The organism is Hoeflea sp. 108 (genome assembly GCF_000372965.1).
Classification (GTDB): Bacteria; Pseudomonadota; Alphaproteobacteria; order Rhizobiales; family Rhizobiaceae; genus Aminobacter.
On record NZ_KB890024.1, the window covers coordinates 19,316 to 37,878 of the forward strand.

The 18,563-nt window shown below is 65.3% G+C and carries 17 protein-coding genes and 1 pseudogene; 11 read left to right on the top strand and 7 right to left on the bottom strand.

The window, feature by feature from the left end:
* The first annotated feature begins 79 nt into the window (after positions 1-79).
* The 6 genes and pseudogenes from pcaD (at position 80) to pobA (ending at position 5,019) form a co-directional block, all read left to right on the top strand.
* Positions 80-877 carry a 3-oxoadipate enol-lactonase gene (gene pcaD, locus B015_RS0100075; protein WP_018425594.1) on the top strand — a complete coding sequence of 266 codons (798 nt, stop codon included), beginning with the start codon at positions 80-82 and terminating at the stop codon, positions 875-877.
* Between the two features lie 7 nt (positions 878-884).
* On the top strand, positions 885-1,295 hold the full coding sequence (gene pcaC / locus B015_RS0100080; RefSeq protein WP_018425595.1) for a 4-carboxymuconolactone decarboxylase: 411 nt from the start codon (positions 885-887) through the stop codon (positions 1,293-1,295).
* On the top strand, positions 1,285-2,034 hold the full coding sequence (gene pcaH, locus B015_RS0100085; RefSeq protein WP_018425596.1) for a protocatechuate 3,4-dioxygenase subunit beta: 750 nt from the start codon (positions 1,285-1,287) through the stop codon (positions 2,032-2,034). Before pcaC ends, pcaH begins: the two co-directional genes overlap by 11 nt.
* A complete protein-coding gene (pcaG, locus tag B015_RS0100090) occupies positions 2,034-2,651 on the top strand; it encodes a protocatechuate 3,4-dioxygenase subunit alpha (RefSeq protein WP_018425597.1) in 618 nt (205 codons plus the stop codon). The genes pcaH and pcaG overlap by 1 nt, the downstream gene beginning before the upstream one ends.
* A 43-nt stretch (positions 2,652-2,694) precedes the next feature.
* Entirely contained in the window at positions 2,695-3,759 is a 1,065-nt protein-coding gene (locus tag B015_RS0100095) for a 3-carboxy-cis,cis-muconate cycloisomerase (protein ID WP_018425598.1), read from the top strand.
* A gap of 87 nt (positions 3,760-3,846) precedes the next feature.
* A pseudogene (gene pobA / locus B015_RS30090) lies at positions 3,847-5,019 on the top strand (4-hydroxybenzoate 3-monooxygenase).
* A 17-nt stretch (positions 5,020-5,036) separates the two neighbouring features.
* Here pobA and B015_RS0100105 read toward each other — a convergent pair.
* From B015_RS0100105 to B015_RS0100115, 3 genes are read right to left on the bottom strand one after another with little or no spacing between them, the layout of a single operon-like run.
* Complete coding sequence (locus B015_RS0100105) at positions 5,037-8,123, bottom strand: efflux RND transporter permease subunit (RefSeq protein ID WP_018425601.1); 3,087 nt, start codon at positions 8,121-8,123, stop codon at positions 5,037-5,039.
* Between the two features lies 1 nt (position 8,124).
* Positions 8,125-9,192 carry an efflux RND transporter periplasmic adaptor subunit gene (locus B015_RS0100110; protein ID WP_018425602.1) on the bottom strand — a complete coding sequence of 356 codons (1,068 nt, stop codon included), beginning with the start codon at positions 9,190-9,192 and terminating at the stop codon, positions 8,125-8,127.
* On the bottom strand, positions 9,189-10,370 hold the full coding sequence (locus B015_RS0100115; protein ID WP_157632650.1) for an efflux RND transporter periplasmic adaptor subunit: 1,182 nt from the start codon (positions 10,368-10,370) through the stop codon (positions 9,189-9,191). The genes B015_RS0100110 and B015_RS0100115 overlap by 4 nt, the downstream gene beginning before the upstream one ends.
* 239 nt (positions 10,371-10,609) lie before the next feature.
* Here B015_RS0100115 and B015_RS30095 point away from each other — a divergent pair, with 239 nt between their 5' ends.
* The 4 genes from B015_RS30095 to tauC all read left to right on the top strand — a co-directional run bounded on the left by B015_RS30095 (position 10,610) and on the right by tauC (position 13,769).
* Entirely contained in the window at positions 10,610-10,858 is a 249-nt protein-coding gene (locus B015_RS30095; protein WP_018425604.1) for a DUF982 domain-containing protein, read from the top strand.
* Positions 10,859-11,038: 180 nt separating this feature from the next.
* Entirely contained in the window at positions 11,039-12,052 is a 1,014-nt protein-coding gene (gene tauA / locus B015_RS0100125; protein ID WP_018425605.1) for a taurine ABC transporter substrate-binding protein, read from the top strand.
* Between the two features lie 89 nt (positions 12,053-12,141).
* Complete coding sequence (locus tag B015_RS0100130; protein WP_018425606.1) at positions 12,142-12,915, top strand: ATP-binding cassette domain-containing protein; 774 nt, start codon at positions 12,142-12,144, stop codon at positions 12,913-12,915.
* A 47-nt stretch (positions 12,916-12,962) separates the two neighbouring features.
* Positions 12,963-13,769, top strand: coding sequence for a taurine ABC transporter permease TauC (gene tauC / locus B015_RS0100135; RefSeq protein ID WP_051091928.1), 807 nt, complete (start codon positions 12,963-12,965; stop codon positions 13,767-13,769).
* Between the two features lie 17 nt (positions 13,770-13,786).
* On the opposite strand, the gene B015_RS0100140 is transcribed toward tauC, so the two are convergent.
* From B015_RS0100140 to B015_RS30100, 4 genes are read right to left on the bottom strand one after another with little or no spacing between them, the layout of a single operon-like run.
* Entirely contained in the window at positions 13,787-14,689 is a 903-nt protein-coding gene (locus B015_RS0100140) for an ABC transporter permease (protein ID WP_018425608.1), read from the bottom strand.
* 3 nt (positions 14,690-14,692) lie between these two features.
* Positions 14,693-15,478 (bottom strand): ATP-binding cassette domain-containing protein, encoded by a 786-nt coding sequence (locus B015_RS0100145; protein WP_018425609.1) that lies wholly within the window; start codon positions 15,476-15,478, stop codon positions 14,693-14,695.
* Between the two features lie 11 nt (positions 15,479-15,489).
* Entirely contained in the window at positions 15,490-16,452 is a 963-nt protein-coding gene (locus B015_RS0100150; RefSeq protein ID WP_018425610.1) for an ABC transporter substrate-binding protein, read from the bottom strand.
* Positions 16,453-16,483: 31 nt separating this feature from the next.
* Positions 16,484-17,482 carry a membrane dipeptidase gene (locus tag B015_RS30100; protein ID WP_018425611.1) on the bottom strand — a complete coding sequence of 333 codons (999 nt, stop codon included), beginning with the start codon at positions 17,480-17,482 and terminating at the stop codon, positions 16,484-16,486.
* A gap of 119 nt (positions 17,483-17,601) precedes the next feature.
* On the opposite strand from B015_RS30100, the gene B015_RS30105 reads away from it, so the two are divergent.
* Positions 17,602-18,561, top strand: coding sequence for a LysR family transcriptional regulator (locus B015_RS30105; protein ID WP_018425612.1), 960 nt, complete (start codon positions 17,602-17,604; stop codon positions 18,559-18,561).
* Positions 18,562-18,563: the final 2 nt, after the last annotated feature.

Consider the following 18,563-nt stretch of genomic DNA (forward strand, 5'->3'; position numbering starts at 1 on the left):
CAGGGGTTAATGGAACCCCACGAAATATCATTTTACCGAACCAAACAACTCATCCACTGTCATTGCGAGGAGAAATCGAGTGCAATTCACCGACATTGGCGGCATCACCCTGCACCACCAGCTGATCGGCGGACCCGCAAACAAGCCGGTCCTGGTCTTCGCCAATTCGCTGGGCACCGATTTCCGTATCTGGCGCGACGTGATCGTGCGCCTCGCCGGCGACTTTCCCATCGTCACCTACGACAAGCGCGGCCATGGCCTCTCCGATGTCGGCACAGCGCCCTATCGGATGGAAGATCATGTCGGCGATCTCGCCGGCCTGCTCGACCATCTCAAGGTCAAAAACGCCGTCATCTGTGGTCTTTCCGTCGGCGGGCTGATCGCGCAGGGGCTCTATGCCCAGCGCCCCGATTTGGTGCGGGCGCTTGTGCTTTGCGACACTGCCTCGAGGATCGGCACGACCGAGTCGTGGAACACCCGTATCGCGGCCGTCGAAAAGGACGGCATCGCCGCGATCACCGATTCCATTCTCGAGCGCTGGTTCACGCCCGAATTCCACCAGCAGCGCAAGGACGACCTGACCGGCTATCGCAACATGCTGACGCGCCAGCCGGTGGCCGGCTACACCGGCACCTGCGCTGCGTTGCGTGACGCCGACTACACCGAGGCCGCCAAGTCGATATCAGTGCCGACGCTCTGCGTCGTCGGCGACCATGACGGTTCGACCCCGCCGGCGGCGGTGCGCTCCTTGGCCGATCTCATTCCCGGCTCGCGCTTCAAGATCATCGACGGCGCCGGCCACATCCCCTGCGTTGAAAAGCCGGACGAGCTTACCGCTCTCGTCAAGCGCTTCCTCGCCCAGCTTCCCATGGAGTGATCCGACCATGAGCGCACCGGCGCCAGCCTCGGCCAGGTATCGCAAAGGTCTCGCCGTCCGCCGCTCCGTGCTCGGCGACGCCCATGTCGACCGCGCCGAGGCGGCCGCGAGCGACTTCGACCGGCCGTTCCAGCAGCTCATCACTGAAGCCGCCTGGGGCACGGTGTGGTCGCGCCCGGCTTGGAGCAAGCGCGAGCGCTCGATGGTGACGCTGGCGTTGCTGGCGGCTCTCGGCCACGACGAGGAGGTGGCGATGCATGTGCGCGCCACCGCCAACACCGGCGCCACCCGAGAGGACATCTGCGAGGCATTCCTGCATGTGGCGATTTATGCCGGCGTGCCGGCGGCCAACCGCGCCATCAAGATCGCCAAGCAGGTCTTCGCCGAAATGGATGCGAGCAAATCCAATGGCCAGTGATCCGACCGTCAAGCCCGAGACCGGCGCCTTTTTCCAGCGTGACCGCGACCGGCATCCGCCGGCCTTCACACCGGCTTACAAGACCTCGGTGCTGCGCTCGCCGCAGAAGGCGCTTCTGTCACTCGACAACACCATTTCCGAAATCACCGGCCCGGTCTTCGGGCACGACATTCTGGGCGAGCTCGACAACGACCTGATCCATAACTTCGCCAAGCCGGGCGAGAGTGCCATCGGCGAACGCATCATAGTCTACGGTCGCGTGCTCGACGAGCGCGGCAAGGGCGTACCCGGCACGCTGCTCGAATTCTGGCAGGCCAATGCCGGCGGCCGTTACCGCCACAAGAAGGAGGGCTACATCGCTGCCCTCGATCCCAACTTCGGCGGCTGCGGCCGCACCATTACCGACGAGGACGGCAACTACACCTTCCGCACCATCAAGCCCGGCGCCTATCCCTGGCCGAACGGCGTCAACGACTGGCGCCCGGCCCATATCCACTTCTCGGTCTTCGGCCACGGCTTCGCCCAGCGCCTCATCACCCAGATGTATTTCGAGGGCGACCCGCTGATCTGGCTCTGCCCGATCATCCGGACAATCCCCGACAAGGCGGCCATCGAGACGCTGATCGCAGCCCTCGACATGCAGGCCACCATCCCGATGGATGCGCGCGCCTACAGGTTCGACATCGTGCTCCGCGGCCGCCGCTCGTCCTTGTTCGAAAACCGCCTGGAGGGCAACTGATGGCCCAGCTGCTGAACCGGCTCAGGGAAAGCCCGTCCCAGACTGCGGGACCCTATGTCCATATCGGCCTGACGCCCAATTTCTCGGGTATTTCGGGGGTCTACGATCGCGATCTCGGCATCGAAATGGTCAATGACAAGACCAGGGGCCAGCGCATCGCCGTGCGCGCCCGCGTGCTCGACGGCACCGGCACGCCGCTCAAGGATGCGCTGATCGAGATCTGGCAGGCCGACAGCGACGGGCTCCACAATTCACCGTCGGAGAAGCGCGGTGCGGCTGACCCCAATTTTTTCAGCTGGGGCCGCAAGGCCACCGACATGGTGTCGGGCGAATGTGTGTTCGAAACCATCAAGCCGGGCCGCGTGCCGTTCAAGGACGGCCGGCTGATGGCGCCGCACATCACGTTCTGGATCGTCGCCCGCGGCATCAATCTTGGTCTGCACACGCGCATGTATTTTGCCGACGAAGAGGCGGCCAATGCCGAGGATCCTGTGCTCGCCCGCATCGAGCACCGCTCGCGTGTGCCCACCCTGATCGCCGAGCGGCAGGGTGAAGATACCTATGTCTTCGACATCCATCTCCAAGGCGACAAGGAAACGGTGTTCTTCGACATCTGAGCCCCCGATCTGTGCCGCTGATCCGAGCCGATAACCTGAACCCATGACCGTATCGCCCTTCGATCATCCCTATCTGTCCGGCTTGCTTGGCGACGAGGAAACGTCGCGCCAATTCTCCGTGGACGCGGAGATTGCCGCGATGCTGGCCTTCGAGCGCGCTCTGTCAGAAGCTGAGGCCGACGAAGGTGTCATCTCACGGGAGGCGGCCGCGGCGATTGTCGAGGCGCTCTCCTCGTTCGTGCCCGACATCGCCGCGCTCAATGCTGGCGTCTCTCGCGACGGTGTCGTCGTGCCAGAACTGGTCCGCCAACTGCGTGTGCATGTCGGCGCGACGCACGGTGGAAAAGTTCATTTCGGCGCCACCAGCCAGGATGTCATCGACACAGCGTTGGTGCTGCGTCTCAAGCTCGTCGTCGACCGGCTCGACGGCCTGCTGGCCGACGTCATCGCCAGGCTGGCTAAGCTCGAACAGCGCTTCGGCACCGCTCCGCTGATGGGCCGCACCCGCATGCAGGCGGCGATCGAGATCACCGCCGCCGATCGTATCCGTGCCTGGCGCGCGCCGCTCGAACACAGCCGTGCGCGACTGGCAAAGATCCGCCCCGAACTTCTTGTCGTCCAGTTCGGCGGTGCCGCTGGCACGTTGGACAAACTCGGCGACAAGGGTGCCGTCATGCGTCGGCTCATAGCCGAAAAACTCGGTCTCGGTGACGCGCCGCAATGGCACAGCCAGCGCGACCGCCTCGCGGATTTCGCCGGCCTGCTGTCGCTGATTACGGGCAGCCTTGGCAAGTTCGGCCAGGACGTCGCCCTGATGGCGCAGGACGGCTCCGAAATTGCGCTCAGCGACGGCGGTGGCTCGTCGGCGATGCCGCACAAGCAGAACCCGGTCGCCGCCGAGGTGCTGGTCGCACTCGCCCGCTTCAACGCCACCCAGCTGTCTGGAATGCACCACGCGCTGGTGCATGAACAGGAGCGTTCCGGCTCTGCCTGGACGTTGGAGTGGCTGTTGTTGCCGCAGATGGCGGCAGCGACCGCGGCATCGCTCAGGCAAGCGGCGGTACTGGCCGGACAGATCGAAAGCATGGGCGCAGACGCCGGTCGTTAGTCGGTGGCATCAGCGATCAACGCCTGCGACGGCGACGTGCCGGGGCTTGCAGTTCAATTGCCATGCCATGTGGGCAGGGGAGAAAAGATGCGTACTCAGGTGGTCATCATCGGCTCCGGTCCATCGGGCCTTCTGCTCGGGCAGCTGCTTGCCAACTGCGGTATCGACAACGTCATTCTCGAGCGCTTCGACCGCGACTACGTGCTCGGTCGCGTCCGCGCCGGCGTGCTCGAGCAGGGCATGGTCGATCTGCTCGACGAGGCCGGCGCCGGCGCACGCGCGCATGCCATGGGCCTGCCGCATGACGGCATTTCGCTCGCCTTCGACAGCCGCCTCCATCGCATTGACCTTGCCGAGCTCACCGGCGGCAAGCGCGTCATGGTCTACGGCCAGACCGAGGTGACGCACGACCTGATGGACAAGCGCGAAGCCGCCGGACTGACCGCCGTCTACGAGGCGAGGAACGTCCAACCCCACGATTTCGATGGCGATACGCCCTATGTCACCTACGAGAAGGACGGCACGATCCATCGCATCGACTGCGACTTCATCGCGGGCTGCGACGGCTTCCATGGCATCAGCCGCAAGTCCGTGCCTGAAGGCGCGATCAGAACCTATGAGCGCGCCTATCCGTTCGGCTGGCTCGGCATCCTCGCCGAAGTGCCGCCGGCCGATCACGAGCTGATCTACGCCAACCATGCCAGGGGTTTTGCCCTGTGCTCAATGCGCTCGACCCACCGCAGCCGCTACTATGTCCAGTGCCCGCTCGGCGACAAGGTCGAGGACTGGAGCGACGAGCGCTTCTGGGACGAGCTGCGCCTCCGCCTGCCGTCGGAGGCTGCAGCGCGTGTCGTCACCGGCCCATCCTTTGAAAAGTCGATCGCGCCGCTGCGCTCCTTCGTAGCCGAGCCGATGCGTTTTGGCCGCCTGTTCCTCGTCGGCGACGCCGCCCACATCGTGCCGCCGACGGGCGCCAAGGGCCTCAATCTCGCCGCCAGCGACGTGCGCTACCTCTATTGGGGTCTGCGTGAGTTCTATCAGGACAAGTCGCAGGCCGGCATCGATGCCTATTCGACCCGCGCGCTGTCGCGGGTCTAGAAGGCGGTGCGGTTTTCCTGGTGGATGACCACGATGCTGCATCGCTTCCCCGACACCGACGATTTTGGCCAGCGCATCCAGGAGGCCGAGCTCGACTATCTCGTCCACTCCGAGGCGGGCGCCGCGTCGCTTGCCGAAAACTACGTCGGACTGCCCTACTGATCGCCGGCTTTGCGCGTCTACGCGGCCGGCGGCTCCATGGCATCGACAGTGGCGGTGTCGCCGTTGCTTGGCTCCCTGATCCTGAACCAGGCGACATAGAGGGCCGGCAGGAACAGCAGCGTGATCGCCGTACCGGCCAGGATGCCACCCATCATCGCATAGGCCATCGGCGCCCAGAACACCTCGCGCGCGATCGGGATCAGCGCCAGCGACGCCGCCGCCGCCGTCAGCGCGATGGGGCGCATGCGGTGCTGCGAGGCCTCGATGACCGCGTGCCAGCGGTCGGTGCCGCTGGCGATCAGCTCCTCGATCTGGACGATCAGGATCACCGAGTTCCGGATCAGGATGCCGATCAGAGCCAGCACGCCGAGCAGCGCCACAAAACCCAGCGGCTGTCCCGTCGGCACCAGTGCCGCGACAACGCCGATCAGGCCGAGAGGTGCTACGGCCACCACCAGGAACAGCCGCTGGAAGCTCTGCAACTGGATCATCAGCACCGTCGCCATGATGAACAGCATCAGCGGCACGACCGCGATGATCGGGCCCTGGCTCTTGGCGCTTTCCTCGACCGAGCCGCCGGTGACGACGGAATAGCCGGCGGGCAGCTTGGCCGCGAAGGCGTCGATGGACGGCTTGAGTTCGGCCACGACCGTGTCGGGCAGGGCGTTGCCGACCATGCCAGCTTTGACGGTGATGGTGGGCAGGCGGCTGCGGCGCCAGATCGTCGGCTGCTCCAACTCGTAGCGGAAGTCGGCGACGGTCGCCAGCGGGATGGATTCGCCATTGCCGGTCGGAATCTGCAGGTTGCGCAGCGTCTCGATCGAACCGCGCTCGCTGTCGCCGGCGCGCACCACCACGTTGATCAGGTAGGTCGCGTCGCGCACCTGGGTGATCGCCACGCCGCCGACCACGCTGTTCAGGGCGCTGGAGATGTCTTGCGAGCTGATGCCGAGCTGGCGCGCCTTGTCCTGCAGCACGTCGACTTTGAGCACGCGCGACGGCTCGTTCCAGTCGAAACTCGGCGCCTGCAGCTTGGGATTGGCCGAGACGACGCCGGCGAGCTGCTGCGACAGGGTCCTGACGGTCTGTATGTCGGGGCCGCTGATGCGATACTGCACCGGCCTGCCGACGGGGGGGCCAAGTTCCAGCGTCTTGACGAAGGCGTCGGTGCCGACGAACTGCTCGCGCAGGATCTTTTCGATCGCCGGCTGCACCCTGTGCCGTGCCTCGAGGTCCTTGGTGACGATGACGACCTGGCCGAAATAGGGATTGGCCGGCTGCACGTCATAGGCCAGCACGAAGCGCACCGCGCCCTGGCCGATATAGGAGCTCCAGTGGTCGATATCGGGATTGCCCTTCAAGGCGATCTGCTCGAACCGCTCGATCTGGAGGCGCGTTTCGGCGATGGAGCTGTTCTGCGGCAGGTTCCAGTCGACGATCAGTTCGGGCCTGTCCGATGGCGGAAAGAACTGCTGCTGCACGAAGGTCAGACCCACCACTGACAGCACGAACACGACCACTGTGGCGATGATGGTCACCCAGTGCCGCCGCACGGCGAGATGGAGCAGGCGCGAAAAGCCCGCTGCAAATCGGCTCGGCCGCTCGTCGTGCTTTTTCATCGTCGCCGGCAGCAGGGTGACACCGAGCAGCGGCGCAAACAGCACCGCCACGATCCATGACAACAGCAGCGAAACGGCGATGACCACGAACAGCGTGTAGGTGTACTCGCCGGCCTGGCTGCTGTTGAGGCCGATGGGAACGAAGCCGGCCACCGTCACCAGCGTGCCGGTCAGCATCGGGAACGCCGTCGACGTGTAGACATAGGTCGCAGCCTTCCTCAGCGAGTCCCCGACCTCCAGCCGCGCCACCATCATCTCGACCGCGATCATGGCGTCGTCGACCAGAAGGCCAAGCGCGATGATCAGCGCGCCAAGCGAGATGCGCTGCAGCGAAATGCCCATATAGGCCATGACCAGGAAGGTGATCGCCAGCACCAGCGGGATCGACAGCGCCACCACGAAGCCGGCGCGCATGCCGAGGCTGATGAAGGACACGGCGAGCACGATGGCGACCGCCTCGAACAAGGCGCGCGTGAAACCCGACACCGCCTCCTCGACGATCACCGGCTGGTCGGCCACCAGATGCACGCCGACGCCCACTGGCAGCTCGCCGGTCACCTGGTCCATCAGCTTCTTCAGTTCGGCGCCGAAATCGAGCAGATTGGCATTGGGCTTCATGCCGATGGCAAGGCCGATCGCCGGTTCGCCATTGACGCGGAACAGCGACGTCGGCGGATCGACATAACCGCGGCTGATGGTGGCGACGTCGCTCAGCCGGAAGAAGCGGTCGTTGACCCTGAGGTTGATCGCCCGCAGGCTTTCCTCCGAGGTGAACTGGCCGCCGACACGCACCGCGATGCGCTCTGGCCCGGCCTGGATGACGCCGGAAGGCGACACCGCGTTCTGCGCCTGCAGGCTCGCCAGGATCGCCTGCTGGTTGAGGCCGAGGGCGGCGATCTGCCGGGTCGAGAATTCGAGATAGATGACCTCGTCCTGCGCGCCGACCAACTCCACCTTGCCGGCGTTGGGAATGGTCAGGATGCGGCTGCGCACGGTTTCCACATAGTCGCGCAGCTGGCGCATCGAAAGTCCGTCCGCGGTGAAGGCATAGATGTTGCCGAACACGTCGCCGAAGCGGTCGTTGTAGAACGGTCCCTGCACCCCTTGCGGAAAGTTGGGGCGGAGGTCGTTGATCATGTTGCGGACTTCGACCCAGGTGGGTGTCACGTCGCGCGCCTTGGTGGTGGGCTTGAGGTTGACGAAGATGATCGTCTGGCCGGCGGTTGTCATGCTGCGGCTGAAGTCGAGGCTTTCCAGCTCCTCGAGCTTCTTTTCGATGCGGTCCGTCACCTGCCTGGTGGTTTCCTCAACCGAGGCGCCGGGCCAGTTGGCCTGGATCACCATCGTCTTGATGGTGAAGCTCGGGTCTTCCTCGCGGCCGAGATGCAGGTAGGAGAAGATGCCGGCGATCGTGAAGATCAGCATGAAATACCAGACCAGCGAACGATGGCTGAGCGCCCAGTCGGAGAGATTGAAACCCTTCACGCTATGCCCCCTCGTCGATCCTGACTTTCTGGCCTTCCTGGAGACTGTGCACGCCCGCCGTCACCACGCGCGTGCCGGCCTCGATGCCGCCGGCGGTGAAGCTGGCGCCACCCTTTGCCGTGACGTCGATGCCGTGCAGGCTGACCGTCGAGGCAGTCTGGTCGACCACCCAGACGAAGCTCTTGCCGTCGCGTTCGAGCAGCGCCGACAACGGCAGGTCGATCGCTTCGCCCGCATTCGACACCGGCACCGCGGTCACCGTCGAACCGAGCCGGAAGGCCAGCGGCGGATCGCTCAGCGCCAGCCGCACCCGCCGCGTTCGCGTCGAGGCATCAGCCTGCGGCGCGATCTCGCGGATATGGCCGGAGGCGCGCTGGGCGGGAACCGATTGCAGCGAGACGTCGAAAATGTCGCCGACCCTGAACGCGGTGGCCATCTGGTCGGGAATGTCGACGACCGCTTCGCGTGCGTCCGAACGTGCCACTGTCACCACCATTTGGCCGGGCGACACCGTCTGGCCGACCTCGGCGCCAACCGATGTGACGATGCCGTCGAAGTCGGAGAACAGCCGGGCATAACCAAGCTGTTCTTCGGCCTTGGCGAGCGCAGCGCGTGTCCGCTCGACATTGGCGGCGGCCGAATCGAGCGCCTGCTTGGCCGAATCGTAGACCGCCTGTGAGGTGTTGGCGGCGCCCAACAGCGCACGCTGCCGTTCCTCGCTTGCCGCCGCATTGGCAAATTGCGCCTCAGCGGTCGACAGGTCGGCGCGCGCCGATTGTGCCGCCAGTTCCAAGGCCAGCGGATCGATGGCCGCGAGCGTCGTGCCTTTGGTCACCTGGTCGCCGACCCCGACGTCGCGCGCCACCAGCCGCCCGAGCAGGCGGAAGGAAAGGGCAGCCGAGAATTCGGGCTGGATGGTTCCGGCAAAGCCCTGCGCGCTCTGCGCGCGTGCCTCGACGACGACGGACAGCACCGGGCGGATGACCTCCGGCGGCGCCGGCTTCTCTTCGCTACAGGCGGCAAGGGCCAGAAGCACTGCCAGGGCGAGGGTGCTTGCCTGGGTTTTCATGGCGCCACCTCCACCACCTGGCCGGTATTGAGCAGCTGACCGCCCTGCGCCACCACGGTCTGTCCGGGATCCAGCCCCTTCGCCACCACCACGACCCCGGTGGCGAAGGACAATATGTCGATAGGTGCCATCGCCACCGCCTTGGTGGTTGGGTCGACGATCCACACCGCCGGCTTGCCCGCATCCGACATCAGCGATTGCCACGGCAACACCACTGCCTGCTGCGCCTGCGACGTGATGGTGCCGGTGACGGCAGCACCAAGCGGCATTTCGATCGGGGTGTTCGGCACCGTCACCTTGACCCGGATCGACCCCGATGCCGGGTCGACGGCCGGCGATACCTCGCGCACCTTGCCCATGGCCTTGATGCGCGGATCCGAAATAAGCGAGATCGTCACGTCGGGCGCCACCGGCGTGCGCGCCACCAGCGCCTCGTCGACATTGAACACCGCGTCGCGGTCGCCCTCCTCGGCCACGGTGAAGACGGTCTGAGCCGCTTGCACCACCTGGCCGACTTCGACGGTGCGCGCCGTCACCACACCGGCCGCGGTCGCCTTGAGTTCGGTATAGCCGAGCCGGTCGTTGGCGTTGCCGAGTTGGCTCTGGGCCGCCTCGACGCCGCTTTGGGCGACCTTCAGCTGCTGGTTGGCGAGGTCATAGTCGCGCCGCGTGGTGAAGCCCTGGCCGAGCAAGGTCTTCTGCCGGTCGAAGGCGGCCGAAGCCTGGCGAAGCTGCGCCTGGGCGGCATCGAGGCTTGCCTGGGCGGCGCGTACGTCCGAGTGCTGTTCCAGCGGGTCGAGCCGTGCCAGCACCTGGCCCTTCTGGACATGCTGGCCGACATCGACCGTGCGTTCGGCGACGCGGCCGCCGACCTGGAACGACAGGTTGCTCAGCGTGCGCGCCGCGATCACCCCGGTCAGCGTCGTCTTCGGCGCGAAGTCGGAAACCTTGACTTCGACGGCACGCACCAGGATTGGCGGATTTTCCGCGACCTCCTGTTTCTGGCAGGCCGCCAGCGGCAGCGCCAGGCACAATGCAAACAGGCTCAGCGGCGTTTTGCGAAAGGCCCGGGCCGTTCCAGGAAAAGTGCGAAGCGGCTTTTCATCGGCAATTGCGTCAGGACAAAAGGCTGGCAATTCGTTGCGCGTGCCTGGTGAGATCGGGTTCGTGGCGAGCATATCCATCCCCAAAATCGCTTCGCCACACGCTACGACGCCTGTTGCCATACGGCAACTGTTGGACGCGCGATGCCTTCGATCACAGTTTGGAGAGTGTAACGCGGGCGTGATCCCCAGCGCCCGAAACGAGGGAACCCGGGCAAATCGGCTGCGTTGAATGATGCTTCAAGAGCATCTGACCCGAAGGGAGTTGGTTTGGGCAGATCGGATGCTCGAATGAAAAGACCAAGGAGACCATCATGGACCGCATGCTTTTCGAGAACCCAGTCAACATCCGAATTGGCGCTGCAAGCACCCAGCGCGAGGTTGCCACCGTCAAGGGCGCCTATGAGGCGCTGATCGATTGGCCGCACGCCAAGCGCAGCGGGCCGCTCTACCGCGAGGCGGTCGAGGTCGTGTCGGCAGCGCTCGCCGGCAACCGCACCCGTGAGGCCGCGCGCCGCGCGCTGGTCGCCGCCGCCGAAGAAATCGGCGTGCTGGTAGCCTGACGGCAGGCCGTCTAGATGGCGCCGAACAGGCAGGCAGGGCTGCGGCAACCCCTTGATGCCGCAAAGACGGGCAGGATATTTCCGTCGGGGCATGGTTGCGCGAAATAAATTAACTCTACAGAGTTTGTAGAATTAAACATCCTGAATGGGCATCGTCATTCAACCCCGAAGGGGAAGCCCATGTCAGATTTCACGCGCCGTGCCCTGCTCGCCACCGTTGCCGCCCTGTCGCTTGCGCCGTCGGTAGGCTCGCTTCATGCCGAGGACCTCAAGATCACCATAGGCTACCAGACGGTGGTCGAGCCCTCGAAAGTGCCCCAGGCCGACGGCGCCTACGAGGCCGCCACCAAGGCCAAGATCGACTGGCGCAAGTTCGATTCCGGCGCCGACGTCATCGCCGCAATCGCGTCCGGCGCGGTCGACATCGGCTATGTCGGCTCGAGCCCGCTGGCAGCCGCCGCCAGCCGTCAGCTGCCCATCGAGACCATCTATGTCGTTGGCCTGATCGGCGAGTCCGAAGCGCTTGTCGCCCGCAACGGCGCCGGCATCGAAAAGGCCGCCGATCTCGCCGGCAAGAAGGTCGCCGTGCCCTTCGTGTCAACCACCCATTACAGCCTGCTCGCTGCCCTCAAGCACGAGGGCGTCGATCCCAAGTCGGTCGAGATTCTCAATCTGCGCCCGCCTGAGATCGCGGCTGCCTGGCAGCGCGGCGACATCGACGCGGCCTATGTCTGGGATCCGGCGCTCGGCCAGATCAAGACCTCGGGCAAGGTCGTGCTCGACTCGGCCAAGGTTGCCGAATGGGGGGCGCCGACCTTCGACGCCTGGATCGTCCGCACCGACTTCGCCGAGAAGAACCCGGCCGCCGTGCGCGACTTCGTCAAGGTGACGGGTACTGCCTATGCCGAGTTCCTTGCCAAGCCTGAAGCCTGGGACAAGGGCTCGCCGCAGGCCGAGAAGATCGCCCGCCTCACCGGCGCCAAGGTCGAGGAAGTGCCGGCCCTGCTCAAGGGCTACGTCTTCCCGACGCTGCAAGAGCAGGCATCAGCCAGGTTCCTCGGCGGCGACACCGTCAAGGCGGTCTCGGCGACGTCGGCCTTCCTCAAGGAGCAGGGCAAGATCGATGCTGTTCAGCCCGATTACTCGAAGTATGTGACGTCGAAATACGTCACCGAGGCGCTCGCCTCCAACTGAGGCGCATCCGGCCCGCGTCCTCCCACGCGGGTCTGAGGCCCCGGCCGGTTCCTACCGGCTGGGGCATTCCCGTTTCAGGAGACCCACTGATGTCGACGCTATCGCTCAGCAACATCGCGGTGCGCTACAAGGGGCAGCTGCGACCCGCCGTCGAGGGCGCATCGCTTTCGGTCGGCCACGGCGAATTCGTCGTGCTCACCGGCCGCTCCGGTTGCGGCAAGTCGACCTTGCTCAACGTCGCGGCGGGCCTCGTGCTGCCCGAGCGCGGCGAGGCCTCGGTCGACGGCCGAGCGATCGAGGGACCGGGTGCCGACCGCGCCGTCGTCTTCCAGAGCGACGCGCTGTTTCCCTGGTTCTCCGCCCGCGACAACGTTGCCTTCGCGCTCAGGCTGCGCGGCATCGGCGAAAGGCAGCGTCAGCAAACAGCCGACGATCTGCTCCGGCGCGTCCGGCTCGAGGGCCTCGGCGACAAGCCTGTCTGGGAAATGTCGGGTGGTATGCGCCAGCGCGTCGGCCTCGCCCGTGCTCTCGCCGCCGCGCCGGCTTTCCTTTTGATGGACGAACCGCTCGGCGCGCTCGATGCCCTGACGCGCGAGCGCATGCAGACGCTGCTGCTCGATATCTGGGCACCGGGCAATCTCGGCGTGCTGATGGTCACCCACGGCATCGAGGAAGCGCTCCTGCTTGGCACGCGCGTCGTCGTCATGGCGCCCGACCCCGGCCGTATCGCCCATACATTCGAAGCCGGCTTCAGCCGGCGCTATGCCCGGGGCGAGCCCGTCCGCTCGATCAAGACCGACCCGGCCTTTGCCGCAGCACGCGCAGAGCTCGCCGACGCCATCTTCGAGGGAGAGCCGGCATGACCCTGCTGCAGGCCGAACGCGGCCGGCGCGAGCTGGCCGAACCTGAGATGTCCACGGTGCGCTCGCCGCACAGCCAAACGTCCCGCCGCGAGCTGTCGTCGCGCACCATCAGCGCGATTACCATTCTGGTTGCCCTGCTGGCATGGACGCTCATCACCAGGCTTGGCCTGGTCGCGCCGCTGTTCCTGCCGCCGCCTCAGGATGTGCTGGCAAAGTTCTGGACGGTGGCCTCCAGGGGCTTCGTCGACGCGACGCTTGTCCAGCATCTTCTGGCCTCGCTGGGCCGCGTCTTCGCCGCCCTCGTGGCTGCCACCGTCTTCGGCATCCCTGTCGGCCTCGCCATCGGCACAAGCCGCATCGGCCGGGGCATCTTCGATCCCGTGCTCGAATTCCTCCGGCCGATCCCGCCGCTGGCTTATCTGCCCCTGATCATCATCTGGTTCGGCATCGGCGAATCCGCCAAGGTGCTGGTCATCGCGATCGCCATGGTGGCGCCGATTGCGCTGTCGACGGCGTCTGGCGTCCGCAACGTCCAGCAGGATCGCCTGAATGCCGCCCGTTCGCTCGGGGCGACACGAAGGCAGGTCATCCGCTTCGTCGTCCTGCCCAGCGCCCTGCCGTCGATCCTCACCGGCCTGCGCATCGCGCTCGGCGCCGGCTGGACCACGCTGGTCGCCGCCGAACTGGTCGCAGCGACACGCGGCCTCGGTTTCATGATCCAGTCGGCGGCGCAGTTCCTCGTCACCGACGTCGTCGTCATGGGCATCCTGGTCATCGCGGCGGTGGCCTTCGTCCTCGAATTCGGCCTGCGCTGGTTGGAGCGCAGGCTCGTCCCCTGGGCCGGCCGCGACTAGGCGTCAGGCTAGGCTGCCTAGGCCCGCATGGTTTCGCGCAAGGGGCTGCGGCCGCGCAGCATCGGCAGGCCCAGCGTTACCAATACGAAGGCGGCCGTCACCACCTTCAGGTCGCTCGGCTGCAGGCCGAGTGACAGCGCCAGCGACACAAGCTGATAGTAGACCGCGGCACCCACCAAAGGCGCCAGCAATTGCCGGGTCACGGTCTGCCGTCCGGTGATCGTTTCGCCGATGACCAGCGAGGCGAGGCCGTTGATGAGGATGCCGGTGCCCATGCCGACATCGGCATAGCCCTGCAGCTGCACGATCAGCGCGCCGCCAAGGGCGGTGAGGCCAGAGGCGATGCCCAGTCCGACGATCGTGCACGTCCAGATGCTGATGCCGAGCGACGGCGCCAGATCAGGATTGATGCCGATGACGCGCATCGCCGCCCCGGACTGCGTGGAAAGATACCAGCGCAGCGCGACAAGGGTTGCCACGATCAGCACCGCGAAGGTTATGACCTGCAGCCGCATGTCGGTCAGGATGGCGGGGTTGATCTGCATGAAGATGTTGTCGGCGCCGAACAAAGCGACGTTCGAGCGGCCGAGGATGCGCATGTTGACACTGTAGAGCGCGGTGAAGACCAGGATGCCTGCAAGCAACGAGTTGATGCGGAAACGCAGGTGGACAAGCGCGGTCGCAGCACCTGCGCCGACGCCGGCGATCATGGCTATCAGCGTGGCAAGCAATGGCGGGTAGCCGGCCATCAGCAGCGCCGCGCAGACACAGCCACCGAGCGGGAACGCGCCTTCGCTGGTCAGGTCCGGAAAGCTCAGCAGCCGGAACGGGATCATGATGCCGAGCACCAGGAACGAGTAGATGAGGCTCTGCGACAGCGTCACCGGCACGAGATTGAGATAGGCGTGGATCACGTCCATTGGTCAGGTTCCGAGCAGCATGCGGTCGTTGTCTATTCTGAATTTCTCGACGAGATCGGCTGGCGTCAGCGCTGCCTTTTCGGTGCCGCCGATGTCGTCGCGGACACGGCCTGCGTCCATCATCACCAGCCGGTTGCCTGTCTCGATCGCCTGGCGCATGTTGTGGGTTACCATCAAGGTGGTGAGCGACTGTTCGGCGACGATCCGAAGGGTCATGTCCATGACCAGATCGGCGGTGCGGGGGTCGAGTGCCGCTGTGTGCTCGTCGAGCAAAAGCAGCGACGGGCGTGACAGCGACGCCATGATCAGGGACAGGGCCTGGCGCTGGCCGCCGGAAAGCTGCGCCACTGGGGTTGACAGGCGGCCCTCCATGCCGAGCGACAGGCCGGCAAGCAGAGCCCGGTAACGGTCGCGGCTGGCGCCGTCGAGATGGCTCGCAAACCCCCTGCGTTGCCCGCGCTGTTCGGCCAGGGCCAGGTTTTCCTCGATCGTCATCGCCGCGGCAGTGCCGATCATCGGGTCTTGGAACACGCGCGAGATCATGCCCGCCCGTCTGTGTGCGGCAAGGCGGGTGATATCTCGGCCGTCGAGGGTGATCGAGCCGCCGTCCGGCTCGATTGCGCCCGCGATGGTGTTGAGCAGCGTCGACTTGCCGGCGCCGTTCGAGCCGATGATCACGACGAAGTCGCCGCGATTGAGCGCAAGGTCCACCCCGTCGAGGGCGGGTCGCGCTCCGGCGAGACCCGCGTTGAAGGTTTTGCGCAGACCCGCGCAGACAAGCAGGGGCATGCCCACCGCCGCTACTTGAGGAGCCATGGGCTATCCTTGAGCGCTTCCGGGACCGTCAGGCCGACGGCTGCGAGGCCCTTGGGGCTGACATAGGCGTCGAAGTCTTCGCTCTTGGGGACATAGGGCGCGATGTCGGCCGGCTTCTCGCCCTTGAGGATCCGGTCGGCGATATCGGCCGCATGCTCGCCGTTCTTGCGATAGGAAATGGCGTGGAAGCCGGCGAGCTGGTCCTTGAGGTCTGGGGCGTAGACCGAATTGAACAGCGGCAGCTTGATCCGCTGCGCCACCTGCGCCACGACCGGCACCGAGGTCTGCACGACGTTGGACTGGATAAGGAAGATGGCATCGACCTGTCCGGCGAAGGTCTGGACACGCTGGGGCAGGTCGTTGGGATTGTCGACGGGCACGCCGACGACCTCGATGCCGGCCTTTGCCGCCGCCTTGTGGATCAGCTCCATGTTGGAGGCGTCGTTGTCTTCGCCCGGATTGAACAGGGTTCCGACTTTCTTGACGCCCGGCAACACCTTCTTCAGGTAGTCGAAGGAGGCATCGAAATCGGGCAGCATGGATGCGCCGGTGCTCCAGGCCGAACCGTGCTGCCAGTCCGGCACGATGCCTGCCACGACCGGGTCGACGACAGCGCCGAACACGACCGGGATCGACTTGTCGGTGATGCCGCGCACCGCCGCCTGGTTGAGCCCGGTGGTGATGGCCAGGATCAGTGCCGGATGCTTGGCTTCGACCTGTTGCAGGATCTGGGGAACGAGGCTGCGGTCGAAATTGGCGTGCTGGAAGCCGTAGTTGACGTCCTTGCCTTCGACATAGCCCAGTTCCGTCATCCGGGCCTTGAAGCCGTCGGCAACCTGATTGAGCGCGGGGTGTTCGCCGAAGCTGGCGATTTCGACCAGCTTCGGGTCGGCATGGGCAAGACCATGCCCGGCGGTGACCAAGGCTGCCGCGAGCAGCCACTTCATCAATTTCACGACGCGCTCCTTAGGTTGGGTTCTACAAGGTGGACGGACGCCAGTTCTGTTCGGCGACCCGCAGGAAATTCTCGCCCAGCACGCCAAGGATGGCGGCTTCCGAATAGCCATGGCGCTCCAGCGCTTCGACGAGCTCGGGCAACACCTCCGGCTTGACGTCGGCCCAGGGCGGACGCGGATAGCCGCGCAACGCCATCATCGGACCGGAGTCGTAGAGCTTGGTCATGAAGGGCTGGTAGAAGACGGTGTCGAGGCCGAGGCCGACATGCTCGGGCCCGACGAGCTGGGCAACGTAATCGATATGGCGCATCAGTGCCGGAACGTCCGAACGGTTGTCGTCGGTCAGGAAAGCGCCGATGGAGTTGATGCCGACCACGCCGCCGCGCCGGGCAAGCGCCTTGATCTGGACGTCGTCGATGTTGCGCTCGTGGTTCTTCAGCGCGCGGACGCTCGAATGGGAGAACACCACCGGCTTTTCCGACAGTTCGATGATGTCGAGCGACGTGTTGATGCCGGCGTGGCTTGCGTCGAGCATCATGCCGACGCGGTTGGCCTCGGTCACGAAGGCGCGGCCAAGCATCGACAGGCCGGCGTCCGAGGGCTCGTGGCAGCCGTCGCCGAGCGGGTTGCGTGTATTGTAGGCCACGATCATCCAGCGGATGCCGAGCCTGTACCAGCTGTCGATCATTGCCGGTTCGTGGGCGGCCGGGCCGGCGCCCTGCAGATGCAGCCCGATCGCCATCTTGCCCGCTTGCTTGGCGGCGCGAATATCGGCGACGGATTCGATGAGCTGGTAGTCGTGGGCGCGCTGCTCGAACCATCGCCGCTGCTGCGAGAGGTGGCGGAGCGTGGGCTCCGGCCTGTCCCAATCCGCGCCGATGGTCAGGGAGAGGAAGGAGAATCCCGCATCGCGGTAGCGGACAAGCATGTCCGGGCCTTCATCAAGGCATTCGGGTGTCCAGCCCACTGCGCTTTCCCACACGACCGCCTTGTCGATGAGGTTTTTGGCTGAAACAGTCACGTCGTCTGCACCCGATGATCAATGTAGTTGACCAAGCCAGCTAATCGCCAATCTCGTTGTTGCGCTATTGTCGGGAATGGGTTTGATTGTTTCATACTTGAAACAATTCAAGGTCAGTCATGCCGACCGCACTTGATCCATTCGATCTGATGATTTTTGCGCGTGTTGCCGAGACTGGCAGTTTCAGCACCGCGGCCGAACGGCTCGGCCTGCCGAAGTCGACCGTGTCCCGACGCATCTCCGTTCTCGAAAGTCAGCTGGGCGAGCGCTTGCTCCAGCGCACCACGCGCCGCAACTTCCTGACCGAGATGGGCCAGCGTATCTTGATCCCGGCTGAACAGATCATCCACGAGGTCGATGCCGTCTTGGCGGTCGCCGAGCACCGGCAGGTGGTTCCTTCGGGACGGCTGCGCGTGTCCGTCCCCGGTGACCTCGCTGCAATCTCGCTGGCGCCGATGCTGACCGATTTCAGCAAGGCCTACAGCGAAATCCAACTGGAGCTCGACCTGTCGCCTCGCTATGTCGACGTGATCGGCGACGGCTTCGACCTCGCCATCCGCATCGGCGGCGAAACCCAGGACCTTCAGTTGACCACCCGGCATCTGGTCGACCTCGGCATCGGTCTCTATGCCTCGCCGCTTTACACCAGCCATGCCGGCGAACCCGACGCGCCCGAGGCACTGGCGCGCCACGACGTCCTCGTGCTGCTCGCCGACGGTCTTCCGGTGAACTGGGTGTTGAACAGGGATGCCCTGTCGGTCCATGTCGACATGTCGGGACGGCGGGTCTCGGCGAATTCCTACGAACTGTTGTTTCGCCTGGCGCGGTCGGGCGCAGGTATCACCGCGATGCCGGACCTTTTCGCGCGCCCCTATCTCGCCAGCGGCGAACTCATCCGCATCCTGCCCGAATGGCGCCTACCTCCTGCGATGGTCCGTGCCGTCTTCCCGAGCAGGCAGCTCATGCCGCGCAAGACGCGCGTCTTCATCGACGCGTTGCTCAGCCACCTCAAGCCGCGCCCGCTGAGGGGGACCCAGCTGTCTCCTGAACGGATCGGCGACGGCATCGCCGGCCGTTGAAC